This is a genomic window from Pseudomonas sp. G34 (genome assembly GCF_031119625.1).
Classification (GTDB): domain Bacteria; phylum Pseudomonadota; class Gammaproteobacteria; order Pseudomonadales; family Pseudomonadaceae; genus Aquipseudomonas.
On record NZ_JAVHZV010000029.1, the window covers coordinates 108,692 to 130,963 of the forward strand.

Below are 22,272 nucleotides of genomic sequence, written 5' to 3' on the forward strand. Positions count from 1 at the left end.
CAGCTATCGACAAAAGACGTAAAAACCGGGTTCAGCGAATCGACTGGTTCGATATGTGTCGGGCTTGCCAGCGTACCTGCGCCTCGGCGAAGGCCGCCTCGCGCGGCATGCCCAGCCCACGCAAGGCCAACGCCATGGTGGCGATGATCGCCAGTTGGCCATAGGCGTCTTCGGCATCACCACGCCAGACGGCCTGCAGCTGAGCCGGGTCGAGGCGTTCGGGTTTGACGTGGCGGCGCTCGGAAAGCATCGGCCAGTCTTCATCCCAGTTCTCGCCGTTCTCGGTGCCATACAGGTGGCTGAGGGCATCCGGGTTGAGCTCGATCTCGCCGCCGTCACCCTTGACCACGATGGCGTGGTCGCCGAGCAGCTGGCTGGCCTCGCGGTGCACCGCCTGGTAGCCGGGATGGAAGATGCTCTGCAGGCCGCAGCGGGCCGCCAACGGATTGAGGATGCGCGCCAGGGAATGGATCGGCGAGCGCAGGCCCAGCACGTTGCGCAGGTCGATCATGCGTTGCAGGGCCGGCATCCAGTCGCCCAGTGGCATAAAGGCCAGGTTGGCGGTGTCGAGCTTTTGCGAAACCTCATCCCAGCTGCGACACAGCGGGATCTCCAGCTCGCCAAGCAACTGTTCGCTGTACAGGCGCCCGGCGGTGTGCGCGCCGCCGCCGTGCATGAAGATGCGCAGGCCGCTATTGGCCAGGGCCTTGGCGGCCAGCAGGAACCAGGGTAAATGGCGCTTCTTGCCGGCATAGGTCGGCCAGTCGAAATCGACCTGGATTGCCGGCGCCGCCAGGCGGGCACGCACCGCTTCGGTGAAACCGGCCATTTCCTCGGCGCTTTCTTCCTTGTGGCGCAGCAGCATCAGAAAGGCGCCGAGCTGGGCATCCTCGACCTGGCCATCGAGGATCATGCCCATGGCATCACGGGCTTCTTCGCGGCTCAGGTTGCGCGCACCGCGCTTGCCCTTGCCGAGAATGCGCACGAAGGTGGCGAAAGGGTGTTCTGCTGGGGTGATCAGGTTCATAGGCAGTTCGTGGGCTTGGGCAGGCCCGCCAGCTTGGCGGCGAGTTTGGCGGGAGTGCCGTTGAACAGGCGATTGAGGTGCAGGCTGTTGCCCTTGTCCGGCCCCAGCTTGAGGGCGACGTACTTGATCAGCGGGCGATTGGCCGGCGACAGCTGGAATTCGTCGTAGAAGGCGCGCAACAGCATGAGCACTTCCCAGTGCTCGTCGCTCAATTGCAGGGATTCGCGTTCGGCCAGGGCCGTGGCCACTTCGGTGGACCAGGCCTGCAAGTCGAGCAGGTAGCCGTCCTTGTCCAGCTCGAGTGTGCGCCCGTTGATGATCAGATTGTTCATAACCAGGTGTTCACCTTGGCGAACGCGCAGGCGAGGGCGACGAACCTCGGGTAGTCGATCTGCTCGATGGCTGCGGCAGGTTTGAGGCCGCGGGCCTGAACGTCTTCGTCAAGGGCATACAGCGAGACGCCTTGCAGCGCTGCCAGGGCTTCTGCGTGGCTGTTGCCAGGCGCAGTGGCGTAGGTGGCGTCGCCGCACAGCAGCAGGCCGTCGCCGCTGCCGAGCAGGCGCAGGCAACTGTTCAACCGGTCATCGCTGAACGGCGAACTGGAGAGTACGTGCAGGGTTTTCATCACAGGGTGATCACCTGGTCGTAACGGTCGATAAGGGCACGCAGTGCGTCGCCATCCAGGCGCTCGACCTCCAGCGCGGTTTCGCTTACACCGCGCAGCGCCAGGCTGTGGGCGCAGGCATACAGGGACTCAACGCCGAACATCGGCAGCGCCTGCAGGTTGGCGGTCAGGTCCTTCTGCTGCACGGCCTGGGGCGCTTGCCCGACCGCCAGCTGCAACACGCCGTCATCGAGAAACAGCATGCCGACAGGCAGGTCGAAGGCGCCGCCGGCCAAGGCGATATCCAGCGCCTCACGGGCACCCGGGCCGGCCCACGGCGCCTGGCGGCTGATGATCAGCAGCGAATGGCTCATCTCAGTCGCCTCCAAAGCAGATCAGGCGGTCAGCCAGTTGCGCCGCCTCGTGCAACTGGCCCAGGCCGGACAGCACCCAGGGCGCCGGCAGGTTGGCCGCCTGGCGCTCGTAGCGGCGCGCCTCCTGTTCATCCAGCACACCACGCCGCAGGGCGGCAGCGATGCACACCACGCCGTCGAGCCCGTTGCTGGCGACGAACTCGCGCCACTGGCGCGCCAGGTCGGTTTCATCCTGGGGGCTGACGATGTTACCCGAGGCGCTGTGCACGCCGTCGGCGTAGAAGAACAGGCGCACGATCTCGTGGCCACCGTGCAGCGCCGCTTCGGCAAAGCGCAGGGCACGGCGCGAGGAGGGCGCCGAAGGCGGCGAAAACAGGGCAATGGCGAATTTCATGAACGGCCCGCGGTGGAAACAGGGCGCCATGATAAAGCCTGAACGCGGGGGACAGAAACGAAAAAGCCCATATCCGTGGATATGGGCTTTGGCTGACGCAGTGCGAGCGGGTTAGCGCTTGATGTCGCGCTGGGTCGGGCCGGTGTACAGCTGGCGCGGACGGCCGATCTTGTACGGGCCGGAGAGCATTTCCTTCCAGTGCGAGATCCAGCCGACGGTGCGCGCCAGGGCGAAGATCACGGTGAACATGCTGGTCGGAATACCGATCGCCTTGAGGATGATGCCCGAGTAGAAGTCGACGTTCGGGTACAGGTTGCGTTCCTTGAAGTACGGATCGTTACGGGCGATCTCGTCGAGCTTCATCGCCAGTTCCAGCTGCGGGTCATTGATGCCCAGCTCGGCCAGTACTTCGTCGCAGGTCTGCTTCATGACCTGGGCGCGTGGGTCGAAGTTCTTGTAGACGCGGTGACCGAAGCCCATGAGCTTGAACGGGTCGTCCTTGTCCTTGGCCTTGGCGATGAACTTGTCGATGTTCGACACGTCACCGATCTCGTCCAGCATGGCCAGGACGGCTTCGTTGGCACCACCGTGGGCCGGGCCCCAGAGCGCGGCGATACCGGCGGCGATACAGGCGAACGGGTTGGCACCCGAAGAGCCGGCCAGGCGCACGGTCGAGGTGGAAGCGTTCTGCTCGTGGTCGGCGTGCAGGATGAAGATGCGATCCATGGCCTTGGCCAGCACCGGGCTGATCGGCTTGGTCTCGCACGGGGTGTTGAACATCATGTGCAGGAAGTTTTCCGCGTAGTTCAGGTCGTTACGCGGGTACATCATCGGCTCGCCCTTGGAGTACTTGTACACCATGGCAGCGATGGTCGGCATCTTGGCGACCAGGCGCATCGCGGAAATGTCGCGGTGCTGCGGGTTCTTGATGTCCAGGGAGTCGTGGTAGAAAGCGGAGAGGGCGCCGACCACGCCACACATGATGGCCATCGGGTGGGCATCACGACGGAAGCCGTTGAAGAAGGTCTTCAGTTGTTCGTGAACCATGGTGTGGTTCTTGATGGTGCTGACGAACTGGGCCTTCTGCTCTTCATTCGGCAGTTCGCCGTTGAGCAGCAGGTAGCAGGTTTCCAGGTAGTCGGCTTTCTCGGCCAATTGCTCGATGGGGTAGCCGCGGTGCAGCAGTACGCCCTTGTCACCATCAATGTAGGTGATCTTCGACTCGCATGAGGCGGTCGACATGAAGCCGGGGTCGAAGGTGAAGTTGCCCGTGGCAGTCAGGCTCCGCACGTCGATCACATCTGGGCCAACGGTGCCGGATAAAACGGGCAGCTCGACGGGGGCTGCGCCCTCGATGATCAACTGCGCTTTTTTGTCAGCCATGTGTGGCCTCCTAGTTATGCTTGGAATCATCAGTCGGCCCCCCACGCAGGGCCCGCATCACTATAGTGTTATGAATCTGAAAGTCAATTTGCGAAAACCCAGGCAATAGAAGGGTTTGAGTGCCTTGCCTGCGACAAAAGGGCGCGCCCTATTACGCCATTTCCAGGCTTGGCGCAATCGCTATTAGGTCGAGGTATCCGCGTTGTCATTAGCGACCTAACTGTCTATACTCTGCGCCCGACTGCCAAGGGCCTTGAGCCCGGTTTCTGGTGGTTGTCACTCCTTGGGTGATGGGTACCTGACCAGTGCGCTTCCCGACAACTCAGCCCTGATAGCTGGGGCTCTCAGTGTGATAATAAAGCCGTGAATAGCCAACGACCTGTAAACTTAGACCTTCGGACGATAAAACTCCCAGTCACTGCTTACACGTCCATTCTTCACCGTATATCTGGCGTGATCCTTTTCCTCGGCATTGCCGTGCTGCTGTTCGGGCTCGACAAGTCGCTGTCATCGGAAGAGGGCTTTGCGCAGGTGAAAGAATGCTTGACCAGCCCGCTGGCCAAGTTCGTGATCTGGGGACTGCTGTCCGCTCTGCTGTACCACCTGGTGGCCGGTGTGCGCCACTTGATCATGGATGCTGGAGTCGGTGAGACGCTGGAAGGCGGCAAGCTGGGTTCCAAAATCGTACTCGTCGTTTCGGCGATCGTGATTGTGCTGCTGGGGGTGTGGATATGGTAACTAATGTCACGAATTTCTCGCGTTCGGGTCTCTATGACTGGATGGCTCAACGCGTTTCTGCGGTCGTGCTCGCGGCTTATGTCCTGTTCCTGCTGGGCTACATCGTCCTGAATCCAGGCATGGGCTACGCGCAGTGGCATGGTCTGTTCTCCAATAATGCAATGCGCATCTTCAGCCTGTTGACCCTCGTAGCGCTCGGCGTTCACGCCTGGGTCGGCATGTGGACGATTTCCACCGACTACCTGACGCCGACCGCGCTGGGCAAGTGGGCCACCGTTGTGCGTTTTCTGTTCCAGGCCACGTGTGGCATCGCCATGTTCGTGTTCTTCGTCTGGGGCGTGCAGATTCTTTGGGGTTTCTGATTCATGACTAGCATTCGTACTCTTTCCTATGACGCCATCATCGTCGGTGGTGGCGGTGCCGGTATGCGCGCTGCTCTGCAGCTGGCGCAAGGCGGCCACAAGACCGCAGTGGTCACCAAGGTATTCCCGACCCGCTCGCACACCGTTTCCGCCCAGGGCGGCATCACCTGTGCCATCGCCTCGAACGATCCGAACGATGACTGGCGCTGGCACATGTACGACACCGTCAAGGGCTCCGACTACATCGGTGACCAGGACGCGATCGAATACATGTGTTCCGTCGGCCCGGAAGCGGTGTTCGAGCTCGAGCACATGGGCCTGCCGTTCTCCCGTACCGAGCAGGGGCGCATCTATCAGCGTCCGTTCGGTGGCCAGTCCAAGGGCCCGGATAACCCGACCCAGGCCGCGCGTACCTGCGCCGCTGCCGACCGTACCGGTCACGCGCTGCTGCACACCCTGTACCAGGCCAACCTGAAAGCCGGCACCTCGTTCCTCAACGAGTGGTACGCGGTCGATCTGGTCAAGAACCAGGACGGCGCCATCGTCGGCGTCATCGCCATCTGCATCGAAACCGGCGAAACCGTCTACATCCGCTCCAAGGCCGTGGTTCTGGCTACCGGCGGTGCTGGCCGTATCTACGCGTCCACCACCAACGCCCTGATCAACACCGGTGACGGTATCGGCATGGCGCTGCGTGCGGGCGTGCCGGTACAGGACATCGAGATGTGGCAGTTCCACCCGACCGGTATCGCCGGCGCCGGTGTACTGGTTACCGAAGGCTGCCGTGGCGAGGGTGGTTACCTGATCAACGCCCATGGCGAGCGTTTCATGGAGCGTTATGCGCCCAACGCCAAGGACCTTGCCGGTCGTGACGTGGTGGCCCGTTCCATGGTCAAGGAAGTCATCGCCGGCAACGGCTGTGGCCCTGACAAGGACCACGTGCTGCTGAAGCTCGATCACCTCGGTGAAGAAGTGCTGCACAGCCGTCTGCCAGGCATCTGCGAACTGTCCAAGACCTTCGCCCACGTTGACCCGGTCGTGGCGCCTGTTCCGGTCATTCCGACCTGCCACTACATGATGGGCGGCGTTGCCACCAACATTCATGGCCAGGCCATTACCCAGGACGCCAACGGCGTCGACCGCATCATCGAAGGTCTGTTCGCGGTCGGTGAAGTGGCCTGCGTATCGGTACACGGCGCCAACCGTCTGGGCGGCAACTCGCTGCTCGACCTGGTGGTGTTCGGTCGTGCGGCGGGTCTGCACCTGGAAAAAGCGCTGAAAGAAGGCGTGGAAGTCCGCGGTGCCAGCGAAACCGATATCGAGCTGTCGCTGAGCCGTCTGTCCGGCGTCAACGAGCGCAGCAGCGGTGAAGAAGTCGCTCCGCTGCGCAAGGAACTGCAGCAGTGCATGCAGAACTACTTCGGTGTATTCCGTACCGGCGAATACATGAAGAAGGGCATCGCTCAGTTGGCTGACCTGCGCGAGCGCATCGCCAAGGTCAAGATCAACGACAAGAGCCAGGCCTTCAACACCGCGCGTATCGAAGCGCTGGAGCTGCAGAACCTGCTGGAAGTCGCCGAAGCCACTGCCATCGCCGCCGACACCCGTACCGAGTCCCGCGGCGCCCACGCCCGTGAAGACTTCGAAGACCGTGATGACACCAACTGGCTGTGCCACAGCCTGTACTTCCCAGGTGAGAAACGAGTCGCCAAGCGCGATGTCAACTTCTCGCCGAAGACCGTACCGGCGTTTGAACCCAAAGTTCGTACTTATTAAGGGTGGCTACCATGTCTCTTGGCAAAAGCTTGAAAGTCAGCGTTTATCGCTACAACCCGGAAACGGACAAAGCGCCGTTCATGCAGGACTTCGACATCACCATCGATGGCAAGGACCTGATGGTGCTCGACATCCTGGCGCTGATCAAGGAACAGGACGAAGGCTTCTCCTACCGTCGTTCCTGCCGTGAAGGCGTGTGCGGTTCCGACGGCATGAACATCAGCGGCAAGAACGGCCTGGCCTGCATCACGCCGATCTCCAGCGTGGTCAAGGGCAACACCCTGGTGATCCGCCCGCTGCCCGGCCTGCCGGTGATTCGTGACCTGGTGGTCGATATGAGCATCTTCTACAAGCAGTACGAGAAGGTGCAACCGTTCCTGCAGAACGACACCCCGGCGCCGGCCATCGAGCGTCTGCAGTCGCCGGAAGAGCGCGAGAAGCTCGACGGGCTGTACGAGTGCATCCTGTGCGCCTGCTGCTCGACCAGCTGCCCGTCGTTCTGGTGGAACCCGGACAAGTTCCTGGGCCCGGCTGCACTGCTGCAGGCCTATCGTTTCCTGGCCGACAGCCGCGATACCAAGACTGCGGAACGATTGGCGTCGTTGGACGATCCATTCAGTGTGTTCCGCTGCCGCGGCATCATGAACTGTGTGAACGTATGCCCCAAGGGTCTGAACCCGACCAAGGCAATCGGTCACGTGCGCAACATGCTGCTGCAAAGCGGCACCTGATTCACCGCTCTTTAGCTTGACCCGTAACACCTGCCGCACCGACGTAAAGTCGGTGTTGCAGCATCGCCAGGGCGTTGGCCTAGCCGCCGACGCCCTTATACGAAAAATATGACGACCAGCAGGGGCATTCGGGCTGGTGCCCGGACTATCTGCGGGATTCCTAGGTGGCTTGCTGAAGTCGCTGCAACATGACTTCGAAAGCCAGTCGGTGTCCTCGCCGGTGGTGTCCCCTTACCGAGGGTGACCAAGCATGCAAGAAAGCGTGATGCAGCGCATGTGGGACAGTGCCCACCTATCCGGTGGTAACGCTGCCTACGTGGAAGAGCTCTATGAGCTCTACCTGCACGATCCCAACGCCGTGCCGGAAGAATGGCGCACTTATTTCGATAAGTTGCCGTCTGAAGGCAGCACCGCCAATGACGTATCGCACTCGACGATTCGTGATCATTTCGTGTTGCTGGCCAAAAACCAGCGTCGCGCTCAGCCGGCTTCTGCCGGGACCGTGAGCAGCGAGCATGAAAAGAAGCAGGTCGAAGTGTTGCGGTTGATTCAGGCATTCCGCATGCGTGGCCACCAAGCGGCTCAGCTCGATCCGCTTGGGCTGTGGCAGCGCCCTGTTCCTGCTGATCTGTCGATCAGCCATTACAGCCTTACCGACGCCGACCTGGATACCACCTTCCGCACGGGTGGCCTGGCAATCGGCAAGGAAGAAGCGACTTTGCGGGAAATCCGCGACGCTTTGCAGCAGACATATTGTCGCACCATCGGCTCCGAGTTCACCCACATCACCGATTCCGAGCAGCGCAGCTGGTTCCAGCAGCGCCTGGAAAGCGTGCGCGGTCGTCCGCAGGTTTCTGCCGAGGTGCAGAGCCACCTGCTCGAGCGCCTGACCGCTGCCGAAGGCCTGGAAAAGTACCTGGGCACCAAGTACCCGGGCACCAAGCGTTTCGGTCTGGAAGGTGGCGAGAGCCTGATCCCGCTGCTCGATGAAATCATCCAGCGCAGCGGCTCCTACGGCACCAAGGAAATCGTCATCGGCATGGCCCACCGTGGCCGTCTGAACGTGCTGGTCAACACCTTCGGCAAGAACCCGCGCGACCTGTTCGACGAGTTCGAAGGCAAGAAGGTCGAGGGCCTCAGCTCCGGTGACGTGAAATACCACCAGGGCTTCTCCTCGAACGTGATGACCCAGGGCGGCGAAGTGCACCTGGCACTGGCGTTCAACCCGTCGCACCTGGAAATCGTCTCTCCGGTGGTCGAAGGTTCGGTACGTGCGCGTCAGGATCGTCGTAACGACGCCGTGGGCGACAAGGTACTGCCGATTTCCATCCACGGTGACGCGGCGTTCGCCGGTCAGGGCGTGGTCATGGAAACCTTCCAGATGTCGCAGACCCGTGCCTACAAGACGGGCGGCACCATCCACATCGTGATCAACAACCAGGTTGGCTTCACCACCAACCGGGCCGACGACGCACGCTCCACCGAGTACGCCACCGACGTCGCCAAGATGATCCAGGCGCCGATCTTCCATGTGAATGGCGATGATCCGGAAGCCGTGCTGTTCGTGACCCAGCTGGCCGTCGATTACCGCATGCAGTACAAGCGTGACGTGGTCATCGACCTGGTCTGCTACCGCCGCCGTGGCCACAACGAGGCCGACGAGCCGAGCGGCACCCAGCCGCTGATGTACCAGCAGATCGCCAAGCAGCGCACCACCCGTGAGCTGTACGCCGAAGCCCTGACCACGGGCGGTCGCCTGACTGCCGACGCGGTGCAGGCGCCGGTCGACGAGTACCGCACGGCGCTCGACAACGGCCAGCACGTGGTCAAGAGCCTGGTCAAGGAGCCGAACAAGGAACTGTTCGTCGATTGGCGCCCGTACCTGGGCCATGCCTGGACCGCGCGTCACGACACCCGTTTCGACCTCAAGACCTTGCAGGAGCTGTCCAGCAAACTGCTGGAGACGCCGGACGGTTTCGTGGTTCAGCGCCAGGTCGGCAAGATCTACGAAGACCGCGCCAAGATGGGCGCCGGCGGCTTGCCGCTGAACTGGGGCTACGCCGAGACCATGGCCTACGCGACCCTGCTGGTCGAAGGTCACCCGATCCGTATCACCGGTCAGGACGTGGGCCGCGGTACCTTCTCGCACCGTCACGCGCAACTGCACAACCAGAAGGACGGCTCGGCCTACCTGCCACTGCAGCACCTGTACGAAGGTCAGCCGCGCTTCGACCTGTACGACTCCTTCCTGTCGGAAGAAGCCGTGCTGGCTTTCGAATACGGTTACGCCACCACCACGCCGAACGCGCTGGTGATCTGGGAAGCCCAGTTCGGCGACTTCGCCAACGGTGCCCAGGTGGTGTTCGACCAGTTCATCTCCAGCGGCGAGACCAAGTGGGGTCGTCTGTGCGGCCTGACCATGCTGCTGCCGCACGGTTATGAAGGGCAGGGCCCGGAGCACTCCTCGGCACGCCTGGAGCGTTACCTGCAGCTGTGCGCCGAGCAGAACATCCAGGTCGCGGTACCGACCACGCCGGCGCAGATCTACCACCTGCTGCGTCGTCAGGTCATCCGCCCGCTGCGCAAGCCGCTGGTGGTGCTGACGCCGAAGTCGCTGCTGCGCCACAAGCTGGCCGTGTCGACCCTGGAGGATCTGGCCGATGGCTCGTTCCAGACCGTGATCCCGGAAATCGACGCCATCGACCCGAAAAAGGTCGAGCGTCTGGTGCTGTGCAGCGGCAAGGTCTACTACGACCTGCTGGAAAAACGCCGCGCCGAAGGCCGCGAAGATATCGCCATCGTGCGGATCGAGCAGCTGTATCCGTTCCCGGAAGACGACCTGGCCGAGATTCTTGCGCCGTACAAGAACCTCAAGCACATCGTCTGGTGTCAGGAAGAGCCGATGAACCAGGGCGCCTGGTATTGCAGCCAGCACCACATGCGGCGTGCCGCTGCGGCGCACAAGAAGTCGCTGGTGCTCGAGTATGCCGGGCGTGATGCGTCGGCCGCTCCAGCCTGTGGTTATGCGTCCATGCACGCCGAGCAGCAGGAAAAACTGCTGCAGGATGCCTTCACCGTTTAATGCCATCGCGAAGGAGGCGGCCCTGAGGCTGCCTCCTCGAAACAACCGAATTTAAGGAAAAGAGCACAATGGCTATCGAGATCAAAGCCCCTACATTCCCCGAATCGGTCGCCGACGGCACCGTGGCTACCTGGCACAAGAAGCCGGGCGAAGCGGTCAAGCGCGATGAGCTGATCGTCGACATCGAAACCGACAAGGTGGTGATCGAAGTTCTGGCCGAGGCCGACGGTGTAGTGGCTGAAATCATCAAGAATGAAGGCGATACCGTCCTCTCCAACGAAGTGCTGGGCAAGCTCACCGAAGGTGGCGCTGCCGCCGCTGCGCCGGCTGCTGCTCCTGCCCAAGCCGCTTCTGCTCCGGCTCAGGCGGCTGCGCCTGCCGCCGCTGCTGGCGATGACCAGATCCTGTCGCCGGCTGCGCGCAAGCTGGCTGAAGAAAACGGCATCGACCCGAACAGCATCAGCGGCTCGGGCAAAGGCGGCCGGGTGACCAAGGAAGACGTGGTTGCGGCCGTTGAAGCCAAGAAGAACGCGCCGGCTGCCAAACCGGCCGCTGCTGCTGCCGCTGCTCCGGTGGCAAGCGCGCCTGGCGACCGCACCGAGAAGCGCGTACCGATGACTCGCGTGCGTGCCACCGTTGCCCGCCGTCTGGTCGAAGCCCAGTCGAACATGGCGATGCTGACCACCTTCAACGAAGTCGACATGTCCGAGATCATGGCGCTGCGTTCGAAGTACAAGGATCAATTCGAGAAAGCCCACAACGGCACTCGTCTGGGCTTCATGTCCTTCTTCGTCAAGGCGGCTACCGAGGCGCTGAAGCGTCTGCCGGCGGTCAACGCCTCGATCGATGGCAACGACATCGTCTACCATGGCTACCAGGACATCGGCGTAGCCGTTTCCAGCGACCGTGGTCTGGTGGTTCCGGTTCTGCGTAACGCCGAACTGATGGGCCTGGCCGACATCGAAGCCGGCATCGCTGCCTACGGCAAGAAAGCCCGTGACGGCAAGCTGTCGATCGAAGAGATGACTGGCGGCACCTTCACCATCACCAACGGTGGTACCTTCGGTTCGATGATGTCGACGCCGATCGTCAACCCGCCGCAGGCCGCGATCCTGGGCATGCACAACATCATCCAGCGCCCGGTTGCCGTGAATGGCCAAGTGGTCATTCGCCCGATGATGTACCTGGCCCTGTCCTACGATCACCGCCTGATCGATGGTAAAGAAGCCGTGACCTTCCTGGTGACCATCAAGAACCTGCTGGAAGACCCAGCGCGTCTGCTGCTGGACATCTAAACGCAGCTGCGGGCCGTGGACGCCGCGCCCTACAGGGCCTTCGTCCACGGCTCGAGCTCGAAGCTTTACGCTAAAAGGAATCTTTTATGAGCCAGAAATTCGACGTGGTAGTCATTGGTGCCGGCCCTGGCGGCTATGTTGCCGCCATCAAGGCTGCTCAACTCGGTCTGAAGACCGCGTGCATCGAGAAATACCAGGACAAGGACGGCAAGATCGCCCTGGGCGGCACCTGCCTGAACGTCGGTTGCATTCCGTCCAAGGCGCTGCTGGACAGCTCCTGGAAATTCCATGAAGCCCATGAGGGCTTCGCTGTTCACGGCATCAGCGCCAAAGGCGTGAGCATTGACGTACCGGCCATGGTCGGGCGCAAGAACAGCATCATCAAGAACCTGACTGGCGGCGTTGCCGGCCTGTTCAAGGCCAACGGTGTGACCCTGCTCGAAGGCCACGGCAAGCTGCTGGCTGGCAAGAAGGTCGAAGTTACCGACAAGGACGGCAAGACGTCCGTGGTCGAAGCCGAAAACGTGATCCTGGCCTCCGGCTCGCGCCCGATCGACATCCCGCCGGCTCCGGTCGACCAGGACGTCATCGTCGACTCCACCGGTGCCCTGGAATTCCAATCGGTACCGAAGAAGCTGGGCGTCATCGGCGCAGGCGTCATCGGTCTGGAGCTGGGTTCGGTATGGGCTCGCCTGGGCGCTGAAGTGACCGTTCTGGAAGCACTGGACAAGTTCCTGCCGGCCGCTGACGAAGCCGTTTCCAAGGAAGCCTTCAAGATCCTCACCAAGCAGGGTCTGGACATCAAACTGGGCGCTCGCGTCACCGGTTCTGAAGTCAAGAAGAAGCAAGTCACTGTCAACTACACCGACTCGGCCGGCGAACAGAAGATCGTCTTCGACAAGCTGATCGTTGCCGTTGGCCGTCGCCCGGTGACCACCGACCTGCTGGCTTCGGACAGCGGCGTGGATCTGGACGAGCGTGGCTACATCTTCGTCGACGACCATTGCGCCACCAGCGTTCCGGGCGTTTACGCCATCGGTGACGTGGTGCGCGGCATGATGCTCGCCCACAAGGCCTCGGAAGAGGGCGTGATGGTTGCCGAGCGGATCGCCGGCCACAAGGCGCAGATGAACTATGACCTGATCCCATCGGTCATCTATACCCACCCGGAAATCGCGTGGGTTGGTAAAACCGAGCAGCAGCTCAAGAGCGAAGGCGTTGCCGTCAACGTCGGCACCTTCCCGTTCGCCGCCAGTGGCCGTGCCATGGCAGCCAACGACACTGGCGGTTTCGTCAAGGTCATCGCCGACGCCAACACCGACCGCGTGCTGGGCGTTCACGTTATCGGCCCAAGCGCGGCCGAGCTGGTACAGCAGGGCGCGATCGGCATGGAATTCGGCACCAGTGCCGAAGACCTGGGCATGATGGTGTTCTCGCACCCGACGCTGTCCGAGGCGCTGCACGAAGCCGCGCTGGCAGTCAACGGTGGCGCGATTCACATCGCCAACCGCAAGAAACGCTAAGAAATCGTCAGTGCGCTGCCGGTCTTCGGGCCGTAGCGTGCGGACGGTTTTTCGCGAAGCAGAACCACGGCGCATGGCCCGTGCGAGGCCCAGGCCTATCGCGGAATGTGCGCCGGGCTGCCCAGAGGCAGCCACAGGTGGTGCGGCACGCGAGTGCAGCACCGATGCGCAATACCTAAACGAAGACGGTAGACAAGCATGAATCTTCACGAGTATCAGGGTAAGCAGCTGTTCGCTGAGTACGGCCTGCCCGTATCCAAGGGCTTCGCCGTAGACACCCCGGAAGAGGCCGCAGCGGCCTGCGAAAAAATCGGCGGGACCGAGTGGGTCGTCAAGGCTCAGGTACACGCTGGTGGCCGCGGTAAAGCGGGCGGTGTGAAACTGGTCAAGAGCAAGGAAGACGCTAAGGCTTTCGCTGCCAACTGGCTGGGCAAGCGCCTGGTGACCTATCAGACTGACGCCAATGGCCAGCCTGTCACCAAGATCCTGGTCGAGTCCTGCACCGACATCGCCAAGGAACTGTACCTGGGCGCGGTCGTTGACCGTTCCAGCCGTCGCATCGTGTTCATGGCCTCCACCGAAGGTGGCGTGGACATCGAGAAGATCGCTCACGAAACCCCCGAGAAGATCCTCAAGGCGACCATCGATCCGCTGGTCGGCGCGCAGCCGTTCCAGGGCCGCGAGCTGGCTTTCCAGCTGGGCCTGGAAGGCAAGCAAGTCGCTCAGTTCGCCAAGATCTTCGTAGGTCTGGCCAAGCTGTTCAAAGATCACGACCTGGCGCTGCTGGAAGTCAACCCGCTGGTCATCAAGGCCGACGGCGACCTGCACTGCCTGGACGCGAAGATCAACATCGACGCCAACGCCATGTACCGTCAGCCCAAGCTGAAGACCTTCCACGACCCGTCGCAAGACGACGCTCGTGAAGCTCATGCTGCCAAGTTCGAACTGAACTACGTTGCCCTCGAAGGCAACATCGGCTGCATGGTCAACGGTGCCGGCCTGGCCATGGGTACCATGGATATCGTCAACCTGCACGGCGGCAAGCCAGCCAACTTCCTCGACGTAGGTGGCGGCGCAACCAAAGAGCGCGTGACCGAAGCCTTCAAGATCATCCTGTCCGACAGCAACGTTGCTGCCGTTCTGGTGAACATCTTCGGCGGTATCGTTCGTTGCGACATGATTGCCGAAGGCATCATCGGTGCAGTGAAAGAAGTTGGCGTTAAGGTTCCGGTTGTCGTCCGTCTGGAAGGCAACAACGCTGAACTGGGTGCCAAGGTACTGGCCGACAGCGGCCTGAACATCATCGCGGCAACCAGCCTGACCGACGCTGCTCAGCAAGTCGTCAAAGCTGCGGAGGGCAAGTAATGAGCGTCCTGATCAATAAAGACACCAAGGTTATCTGCCAGGGTTTCACTGGCTCGCAAGGTACCTTCCACTCCGAGCAAGCCATCGCCTACGGCACCAAGATGGTTGGCGGCGTGACCCCAGGCAAGGGCGGTACTACCCACCTGAACCTGCCAGTGTTCAACACCGTTGCTGAAGCTGTTGCCGCAACCGGCGCTGACGCTTCGGTCATCTACGTTCCGGCTCCGTTCTGCAAGGACTCGATCCTGGAAGCGGCTTTCGCCGGCATCAAACTGATCGTCTGCATCACCGAAGGTATTCCTACCCTCGACATGCTCGATGCCAAGGTCAAGTGCGACGAGCTGGGTGTCACCCTGATCGGCCCGAACTGCCCAGGCGTCATTACTCCGGGCGAGTGCAAGATCGGCATCATGCCAGGTCACATCCACCTGCCAGGCAAAGTAGGCATCGTGTCGCGCTCCGGCACCCTGACCTATGAAGCCGTCAAGCAGACCACCGACGCCGGCTTCGGCCAGTCCACTTGCGTGGGCATCGGTGGTGACCCGATTCCGGGTTCGAACTTCATCGACATCCTGAAGCTGTTCCAGGAAGACCCGAAGACCGAGGCGATCGTCATGATCGGCGAGATCGGCGGTTCGGCTGAAGAAGAAGCGGCTGCCTACATCAAGGCCAACGTCACCAAGCCTGTAGTTTCCTACATCGCTGGCGTTACCGCTCCTCCCGGCAAGCGTATGGGCCATGCTGGCGCCATCATCTCCGGCGGCAAAGGCACTGCAGACGAGAAATTCGCTGCGCTGCAGGACGCTGGCGTGAAGACCGTGCGTTCCCTGGCTGACATCGGCAAGGCCCTGGCCGAGCTGACCGGTTGGGAAGTGAAGAAGGCGTAAGCCATTCTGAGCTGAAAAGAAGGCCACCCTCGGGTGGCCTTCTTTCATTGAGGCGACGCAGACGTTCAGTCTTCCGACACTCTGGCCGGCAATTTCGAGATGCTGGCGGTTTTTCGTTACCATTGCCGCCCCGGCGCATGCGCTGCCACAAGCAGATGCCTGCACCTCGATTCGCCTGGCCCACGAGCCCGGGCGACGTTTCCCTTACCCTTGATGGAAACCCTCCGGAACATTTTGATCTTCTGCCAGTGGTATTTCCCTCTATGACTCGCTTGAAAAGCCTGGATATCCTGGCTCTCGGTTTCATGACGTTCGCGCTTTTTCTGGGCGCGGGCAACATCATCTTCCCGCCCAGTGCGGGTTTGTCTGCCGGTGAAAACATCGGCCCAGCTGCTATGGGCTTCCTGCTGACCGGCGTTGGCCTGCCGCTGCTCACCGTGGTGGCCCTGGCGCGTGTGGGCGGTGGCCTGCCTGCCCTGACCACGCCGATAGGACGCTGGGCGGGCATCGCGCTGGCGGTGGCGGTGTACCTGGCGATCGGCCCGTTGTTCGCCACGCCACGCACTGCGGTCGCCTCGTTCGAAATCGGTGTGCAGCCTTTCGTTGGCAACAGCGCAGCGGTGCTGTTCGTCTACACCCTGGTGTACTTTGCGGTGGTGCTGTTCCTGTCGCTGACGCCTGGGCGCCTGGTCGATCGGGTCGGCAAGTTCATCACCCCGGTACTGATCCTCGCCCTGGTGATCCTCGGCGGTGTTGCGGTGTTTGCACCGGCGGGTGAGGTGGGGCAGGCGACTGGCGCCTATCGCAGCGAACCGTTGGTGCAGGGCTTCCTGCAGGGCTACCTGACCATGGATGCGCTGGGCGCTCTGGTATTCGGCATCGTGATCGCCAACGCGGTACGTGCCCGGGGCATCACCGACAGCGGGCTGATCACCCGCTATTGCGTGATCGCCGGCATCATCGCCGCGGTGGCGCTGTCACTTGTCTATCTGTCTCTGTTCTATCTCGGCGCCACCAGCCACGAGCTGGCTGCTGGCGCGCAGAATGGCGGGCAAATCCTCTCTACCTACGTGAACCAGACCTTTGGCGCTGCCGGTTCGCTGTTGCTGGCGGTGGTGATCATTCTGGCTTGCCTGACCACTGCCGTGGGCCTGCTGACGGCTTGTGGCGAGTTCTTCAGCGACCTGTTGAGCCTGTCTTACCGCACGGTGGTCATCGTGCTCGCGGTGTTCAGCCTGGCCGTGTCCAATCAGGGCCTGACCCAGCTGATCAGCGTGTCGGTGCCCGTGCTGGTCGGGCTTTACCCGCTGGCGATCGTGCTGGTGGCATTGAGCCTGATGAACCGCCTGTGGGTATCGCAGCGGCGGGTGTTCATGCCGGTCATGGCCGTCGCGCTGATCTTCGGCGTGGCCGACGGCATGGCCGCTGCGGGTTGGGGGGGCTATGTGCCCCAGGTGCTGACCAGGTTGCCGCTGGCCGCCCAGAGCCTGGGCTGGCTGGTTCCGGTGCTGGTGACGCTGGCGATCAGCTGCGTGGTCGACCGGGCGTGCGCAACCAGACGACAGACCAGCGCCTGATCAGCGCACTAGAGCCGCTCCCTGGAGCGGCTTTTTATTATCTGTCGCGGCTATAATCGCTCCAGCTTACAAGGAGCCTGCATGTCCATCAGCGAAGACTATCTCCATCATCTGATCGCCGCCTGCTGGTTCGTCCTGTGCTGGGCAGGCTATACCCGTTATGCCCACGTCAAGGGGCGCACCACGCCATGCCTGGCCAGTGTGCTGCACCTGTACCGAGAGGACTGGATGCGCCGCATGCTGCTGCGCGAGAACCGCATTGCCGATGCCAACGTGATCGGCAATCTCGAACGCAACGCCTCGTTTTTCGCCTCCAGTACGCTGATCATCCTGGCCGGCATCCTGACCGTGCTGGGCGCTTCCGAGCGAGCGGTGTCATTGCTCGCCGATCTGCCGTTCGTGCAGTCGGCCAGCCGCGGCATGTCGGAGGTCAAGCTGCTGTGCCTGGGCGTGGTGTTCGTCTACGCCTTCTTCACCTTCAGCTGGTGCATGCGCCAGTACAACTTTGCCGCCGTGCTGGTGGGCTCGGCACCGATGATCGGTGAGCGCCACGTCACCGAGCAAGAGCGCAAGGCCTTCGCCGAGCGCACCGCGCGGGTCATTTCGATGGCGGCCAACCAGTTCAACTACGGGCTGCGTGCCTACTACTTCGGCATGGCGAACCTGGCGTGGTTCATCAACCCCTGGTTCTTCATGCTGGTCAGCGCGGGCGTGGTAGTGGTGTTGTATCGCCGGGAATTTCACTCCGACGTACTGGAGGTGATGGTTTACACACAAACGCCGACCTTCGAGCCGGCCAAGGAGAAAATCGAGTAAGCATTCCATTCTGGTGTGTCTTCATCAGCGCCTTGCTGATCTTCATCGCGAAGATACCGGTGGCCAAGGCCATGAAGGAGGAAGGAGGGCATTACGATAACCATCATCCGCGAGCGCAACAGGCGCGCCTGACGGGCGTTGGCGCACGCGCATTGGCAGCGCACCAGAACAGCTTCGAGATATTTCCGCTTTTTGCCGTGGGCGTGTTGATGGCGCACGTTACCCAAAGCAGCGGGTGGCTGGTGGATATGCTCGCCGTAATATTCGTGCTTTCGCGAGTGCTCTACCTGATCTGCTATCTGGCAGATCTGCATTGGCAGCGCAGTGCGGTATGGGTGGTGGGGCTGATGTGCAGCTTGTTGCTGATGCTGACGCCTGCACTCTGATAGCTGCATGGCCAGTAGGAGGGAGCACTATCCGCAGCGAACTGCGGATAGTGTGACAAGCATTACGGCTGCTTGGCAGGTGCGGCTGGCTCAGCCGGTACCGCAGGTGGCGTGGCGGGCATGCCATCACCAGGCGCAGTGTTTTCCGGCGTGCTCTGCTGAGAATTCTGCTGTTGCTCTTCGGCGCGCTCTTGGGCTGCCTCGGATTCTTTCTGTGCAGCTTCGTTGCTTTCTTCGGCTGCGTCGTTCATCGACTCTTGAGCTTCGGTACGGGCTTCCTGAGCATCTTCAGCTTTGTTTTCGGAAGGCTTGTCACAGGCCGCAAGGCCCAGCGTGGCAGCCAGCATGAAGGCGTAAGCGACTGATTTTTGCATGGTGGTGTTTCTCCTTAGGGTGAATGCCATTACCGTTTTTCGAGGCGTCGAAGGCGCGATAAGTTCACTGACTTTGCATCAATGCACTTTTTTGTCCCGTTCAATGCCGTGAAAGCACCAATCCAGGGCCTGTCACGAAAAGCCAAAAGGCTCGACGCGTCGATGGAACGCGCGCGCCGTGATGATTATCGTGGCGCCTTTTGTGCAGTTGACTGTGCTCGGTCGACACCTGCTACTGATCTAAGGAAATCGAATGGATGCGTTGTTGATCCTGAGCGGCCTGCTGCTGATCCTCGTCGGCCTGGTGCTGTTGGTGATGCGTGGTTTCGCCACCAGCCTGCTGTGGGGCTGGGCATGCCTGCTGCCACCCTTGACGCTGCTGTTCATCGTGCGGCACTGGCGCCGTGCCAAGCAGGCGCTGGGCTGCTGCGCCCTGGGCATGATTCCCTTGATCGTCGGGCTGGCGGTGATGGCAGGGCAGGATCCGCAACGCCTGGAAGCCATCATCAGCCTGCAGTGGTTGCAGCCCGAGCAGCCTGCATCAGGTGAGTTGGACATTCGGCTGCATGGCCAGCTCAATGGCGAGCCCTTCGCCCCCCAGGAAGGTGAACTCACCGATGGTGTGCTCAGCCTGCGCGAGGGCCAGGATTTCTTCGCGCGTCGCGAGCTGAGCATTCGCGGCCTGCCGGTTGGCGCCGATGGCTTGCGGCTGGATGTATTGCCCGATGATCCGGGGCAACTGCCGGAAATCGAGCTGAGCTGGTTGCTGCCCGACCAGGATCTGCCCGAGGCCCGTCAGCTCAAGGGCGGTTACACCCTGCACCTGGATCTGCGCCCCGAAGAGCCGAACCGCCTGGTGGGCGAGTTCCACCTGGTGTTGCCGGCGCAGTTCCAGACCACCCTGACTGGCCAGGTCGAGCTGTTTCGCAATGGCCTGCGTTACCAGCAGGGCAAGGTGGACCGCACGGTCGATTCGCGCGATACCCTCAGTTACCTGATCACCGACTACCTGCAGCGGCGCTTCGTCACCCGTGATGTCCAGCTCGCGCCGCTGCCGCTGCACGACGTGACCAGCGGCAGCCTGGCGCTCGACGTGCAGGCACAGGTGGGCGGCCAGGAGCAGCGTGTAGCGGTGCGCCTGAGCAAGCATCCGCAGCTGGGTTGGCGGGTCGACGATGACCGTTTCCCCGAGTTGCCTGGCACGCATGAGTCAACGCCGACCACGGCTGCCGCCAAGCCCGTGGTGAGCCCACCGCCAGCGCAGCCCGACGCCCGCCCGGAACTGACCCTGGCGCGCCTGCTCGCCGAACCGCAGCGCTACGCCAACCAGCCCATGCGCCTGTTCAGCGAGAAGGGCAGCGCGGTTCAGGGCCAGTTCGCCGGCATCGACGAGCAGGGGCAACTGGTGCTGCGCCAGCGCCTGAATGGCGCGGGCGAGGCGCGCTTTACCATGGCCCCGGCAGATGTCGTGCATGTGGAGCGCATCGACGACTGACTTGAAATTTTCCACGCCGCCCCCACCTGATGGTCATCCGCCGTACCGCGGCTTAGCCATCAATGTGGAGTTAGATGACCATGAGTGTGGAAACTCAAAAAGAAACCCTGGGCTTCCAGACCGAGGTAAAGCAGCTGCTGCACCTCATGATTCACTCGCTGTATTCCAACAAGGAAATCTTCCTGCGCGAGTTGATCTCCAACGCCTCCGACGCCGTCGACAAGCTGCGTTTCGAGGCGCTGGCCAAGCCTGAGCTGCTCGAAGGTGGCTCCGACCTGAAGATCCGTGTGAGCTTCGACAAGGACGCCAAGACCGTCACCCTCGAAGACAACGGCATCGGCATGAGCCGCGAAGAAACCATCGCGCACCTGGGTACCATCGCCAAGTCCGGCACTGCCGACTTCCTGAAGAACCTCTCCGGCGACCAGAAGAAGGACTCGAGCCTGATCGGTCAGTTCGGCGTGGGCTTCTATTCTGCGTTCATCGTCGCCGACAAGGTGGAGGTGTTCACCCGTCGCGCCGGTCTGTCGGCTGGCGAAGGCGTGCACTGGGCGTCCAAGGGCGAGGGCGACTTCGAGATCGCTACCGTCGAGAAGGCCGAACGCGGTACCCGCATCGTGCTGCACCTGAAAAGCGGCGAAGAAGAGTTCGCTGACGGCTGGCGCCTGCGCAACGTCATCAAGAAATACTCCGACCATATCGGCCTGCCGATCGAGCTGCCGAAAGAATTCCACGGCGAGGAGAAGGACAAGCCGGCGGAGCCCGAGTGGGAAGTGGTCAACCGCGCCAGTGCGCTGTGGACGCGCCCGCGTACCGAGGTTACCGACGAGCAGTACCAGGAGTTCTACAAACACGTTTCCCATGACTTCGACAACCCGCTGAGCTGGAGCCACAACAAGGTCGAAGGCAAGCTGGAATACACCTCGCTGCTGTACGTGCCGGGCCGTGCGCCGTTCGACCTGTACCAGCGCGAAGCGCCGCGTGGCCTGAAGCTCTATGTGCAGCGCGTGTTCATCATGGACCAGGCCGATGAGTTCCTGCCGCTGTACCTGCGCTTCATCAAGGGTGTGGTCGACTCCAACGACCTGTCGCTGAACGTCTCTCGCGAGATCCTGCAGAAGGATCCGGTGATCGACTCCATGAAGTCGGCGCTGACCAAGCGCGTGCTCGACATGCTCGAGAAACTGGCCAAGAACGAGCCCGAGCAGTACAAGACCTTCTGGAAGAACTTCGGCCAGGTGCTCAAGGAAGGCCCGGCGGAAGACTTCGCCAACAAGGAGAAGATCGCTGGCCTGCTGCGTTTCGCCTCGACCGCCGAAGGCGAGGGCGAGCAAGTGGTTTCTCTGGGCGACTACGTCAGCCGCCTGAAGGACGGCCAGGACAAGATCTACTTCCTCACCGGCGAGTCCTACGCGCAGGTCAAGAACAGCCCGCACCTGGAAGTCTTCCGCAAGAAAGGCATCGAGGTGCTGCTGCTCACCGACCGCATCGACGAGTGGCTGATGAGCTACCTCACCGAGTTCGATGGCAAGACGTTCATCGACGTGGCTCGCGGTGATCTGGACCTCGGCTCCCTGGACTCGGAAGAGGACAAGAAAGCCCAGGAAGAAGTCGCCAAGAGCAAGGAAGGCCTGGTCGAGCGCCTGAAGAGTGCGCTGGGCGAGCAGGTTGCCGAGGTTCGCGTTTCCCATCGCCTGACCGACTCGCCAGCGATCCTGGCCATCGGCGAACAGGACCTGGGCCTGCAGATGCGCCAGATCCTCGAAGCCAGCGGGCAGAAGGTGCCGGACTCGAAGCCGATCTTCGAATTCAACCCGAACCACCCGCTGATCGAGAAGCTCGATGCCGAGCCGGACGAAGACCGCTTTGGCGACCTGTCGCACATCCTCTTCGACCAGGCCGCCCTGGCTGCAGGCGACAGCCTGAAAGACCCGGCCGCCTACGTGCAGCGCTTGAACAAGCTGTTGGTCGAGCTGTCTGCCTGATCCGCTAGCCGCCCTGCAAAACGCCGCTCGATCGAGCGGCGTTTTTGTATCTGCAGCCTGGCTTTTTCGATTTGGTAGCCCGGGTCGAGCATTGGCAG

At 61.9% G+C, this 22,272-nt stretch carries 21 protein-coding genes; 14 read left to right on the plus strand and 7 right to left on the minus strand.

The annotated features are described in order from the left end of the window. Nucleotides 1-31: 31 nt before the first annotated feature. The 6 genes from QYS36_RS18620 to gltA form a co-directional block, all read right to left on the minus strand. Nucleotides 32-1,027, minus strand: coding sequence for a glycosyl transferase family protein (locus QYS36_RS18620; RefSeq protein ID WP_308840879.1), 996 nt, complete (start codon nucleotides 1,025-1,027; stop codon nucleotides 32-34). Continuing rightward, nucleotides 1,024-1,359: a TusE/DsrC/DsvC family sulfur relay protein gene (locus QYS36_RS18625; protein ID WP_308840880.1), complete on the minus strand. Its 336-nt coding sequence runs from the start codon at nucleotides 1,357-1,359 to the stop codon at nucleotides 1,024-1,026. Before QYS36_RS18625 ends, QYS36_RS18620 begins: the two co-directional genes overlap by 4 nt. After that, a complete protein-coding gene (gene tusB / locus QYS36_RS18630) occupies nucleotides 1,356-1,652 on the minus strand; it encodes a sulfurtransferase complex subunit TusB (protein WP_308840881.1) in 297 nt (98 codons plus the stop codon). Before tusB ends, QYS36_RS18625 begins: the two co-directional genes overlap by 4 nt. Beyond that, a complete protein-coding gene (tusC, locus tag QYS36_RS18635; protein WP_308840882.1) occupies nucleotides 1,652-2,005 on the minus strand; it encodes a sulfurtransferase complex subunit TusC in 354 nt (117 codons plus the stop codon). Before tusC ends, tusB begins: the two co-directional genes overlap by 1 nt. 1 nt (nucleotide 2,006) lies before the next feature. Further along, nucleotides 2,007-2,399 carry a sulfurtransferase complex subunit TusD gene (gene tusD, locus QYS36_RS18640; RefSeq protein ID WP_308840883.1) on the minus strand — a complete coding sequence of 131 codons (393 nt, stop codon included), beginning with the start codon at nucleotides 2,397-2,399 and terminating at the stop codon, nucleotides 2,007-2,009. A gap of 111 nt (nucleotides 2,400-2,510) precedes the next feature. Next, complete coding sequence (gene gltA, locus QYS36_RS18645) at nucleotides 2,511-3,782, minus strand: citrate synthase (RefSeq protein WP_070887737.1); 1,272 nt, start codon at nucleotides 3,780-3,782, stop codon at nucleotides 2,511-2,513. Between the two features lie 363 nt (nucleotides 3,783-4,145). Between gltA and sdhC the strand changes: the two genes are divergently transcribed. The 12 genes from sdhC to QYS36_RS18705 all read left to right on the plus strand — a co-directional run bounded on the left by sdhC (nucleotide 4,146) and on the right by QYS36_RS18705 (nucleotide 18,320). Next, the gene (gene sdhC / locus QYS36_RS18650) at nucleotides 4,146-4,520 is read left to right on the plus strand and encodes a succinate dehydrogenase, cytochrome b556 subunit (protein ID WP_070883123.1); all 375 of its coding nucleotides are present in this window, start codon (nucleotides 4,146-4,148) and stop codon (nucleotides 4,518-4,520) included. After that, the gene (sdhD, locus tag QYS36_RS18655; protein WP_070887735.1) at nucleotides 4,514-4,882 is read left to right on the plus strand and encodes a succinate dehydrogenase, hydrophobic membrane anchor protein; all 369 of its coding nucleotides are present in this window, start codon (nucleotides 4,514-4,516) and stop codon (nucleotides 4,880-4,882) included. Before sdhC ends, sdhD begins: the two co-directional genes overlap by 7 nt. A 3-nt stretch (nucleotides 4,883-4,885) precedes the next feature. Continuing rightward, nucleotides 4,886-6,658, plus strand: a complete 1,773-nt coding sequence (sdhA, locus tag QYS36_RS18660; protein WP_308840884.1) for a succinate dehydrogenase flavoprotein subunit — start codon at nucleotides 4,886-4,888, stop codon at nucleotides 6,656-6,658. A gap of 11 nt (nucleotides 6,659-6,669) precedes the next feature. Continuing rightward, nucleotides 6,670-7,389, plus strand: coding sequence for a succinate dehydrogenase iron-sulfur subunit (locus QYS36_RS18665; RefSeq protein ID WP_308840885.1), 720 nt, complete (start codon nucleotides 6,670-6,672; stop codon nucleotides 7,387-7,389). Nucleotides 7,390-7,639: 250 nt separating this feature from the next. Further along, nucleotides 7,640-10,471: a 2-oxoglutarate dehydrogenase E1 component gene (locus QYS36_RS18670; RefSeq protein ID WP_308840886.1), complete on the plus strand. Its 2,832-nt coding sequence runs from the start codon at nucleotides 7,640-7,642 to the stop codon at nucleotides 10,469-10,471. Nucleotides 10,472-10,539: 68 nt separating this feature from the next. Next, entirely contained in the window at nucleotides 10,540-11,766 is a 1,227-nt protein-coding gene (gene odhB, locus QYS36_RS18675) for a 2-oxoglutarate dehydrogenase complex dihydrolipoyllysine-residue succinyltransferase (protein ID WP_308840887.1), read from the plus strand. Nucleotides 11,767-11,852: 86 nt separating this feature from the next. Further along, complete coding sequence (gene lpdA, locus QYS36_RS18680; RefSeq protein WP_308840888.1) at nucleotides 11,853-13,289, plus strand: dihydrolipoyl dehydrogenase; 1,437 nt, start codon at nucleotides 11,853-11,855, stop codon at nucleotides 13,287-13,289. A 198-nt stretch (nucleotides 13,290-13,487) separates the two neighbouring features. Next, nucleotides 13,488-14,654, plus strand: coding sequence for an ADP-forming succinate--CoA ligase subunit beta (gene sucC / locus QYS36_RS18685; RefSeq protein ID WP_308840889.1), 1,167 nt, complete (start codon nucleotides 13,488-13,490; stop codon nucleotides 14,652-14,654). After that, complete coding sequence (gene sucD, locus QYS36_RS18690) at nucleotides 14,654-15,541, plus strand: succinate--CoA ligase subunit alpha (RefSeq protein ID WP_073267508.1); 888 nt, start codon at nucleotides 14,654-14,656, stop codon at nucleotides 15,539-15,541. The genes sucC and sucD overlap by 1 nt, the downstream gene beginning before the upstream one ends. Nucleotides 15,542-15,804: 263 nt before the next feature. Next, complete coding sequence (gene brnQ, locus QYS36_RS18695) at nucleotides 15,805-17,118, plus strand: branched-chain amino acid transport system II carrier protein (protein ID WP_308840890.1); 1,314 nt, start codon at nucleotides 15,805-15,807, stop codon at nucleotides 17,116-17,118. Between the two features lie 81 nt (nucleotides 17,119-17,199). Continuing rightward, nucleotides 17,200-17,934, plus strand: coding sequence for a DUF599 family protein (locus QYS36_RS18700; RefSeq protein ID WP_308840891.1), 735 nt, complete (start codon nucleotides 17,200-17,202; stop codon nucleotides 17,932-17,934). 2 nt (nucleotides 17,935-17,936) lie between these two features. Then, complete coding sequence (locus QYS36_RS18705; protein ID WP_308841387.1) at nucleotides 17,937-18,320, plus strand: MAPEG family protein; 384 nt, start codon at nucleotides 17,937-17,939, stop codon at nucleotides 18,318-18,320. 62 nt (nucleotides 18,321-18,382) lie between these two features. Here QYS36_RS18705 and QYS36_RS18710 read toward each other — a convergent pair whose 3' ends face one another. Further along, nucleotides 18,383-18,694 (minus strand): hypothetical protein, encoded by a 312-nt coding sequence (locus tag QYS36_RS18710; protein WP_308840892.1) that lies wholly within the window; start codon nucleotides 18,692-18,694, stop codon nucleotides 18,383-18,385. A 253-nt stretch (nucleotides 18,695-18,947) separates the two neighbouring features. On the opposite strand from QYS36_RS18710, the gene QYS36_RS18715 reads away from it, so the two are divergent. Both QYS36_RS18715 and htpG read left to right on the plus strand, forming a co-directional pair. After that, a complete protein-coding gene (locus QYS36_RS18715) occupies nucleotides 18,948-20,189 on the plus strand; it encodes an MFS transporter (protein ID WP_308840893.1) in 1,242 nt (413 codons plus the stop codon). Between the two features lie 80 nt (nucleotides 20,190-20,269). Next, nucleotides 20,270-22,174, plus strand: coding sequence for a molecular chaperone HtpG (htpG, locus tag QYS36_RS18720; RefSeq protein WP_308840894.1), 1,905 nt, complete (start codon nucleotides 20,270-20,272; stop codon nucleotides 22,172-22,174). Nucleotides 22,175-22,272: the final 98 nt, after the last annotated feature.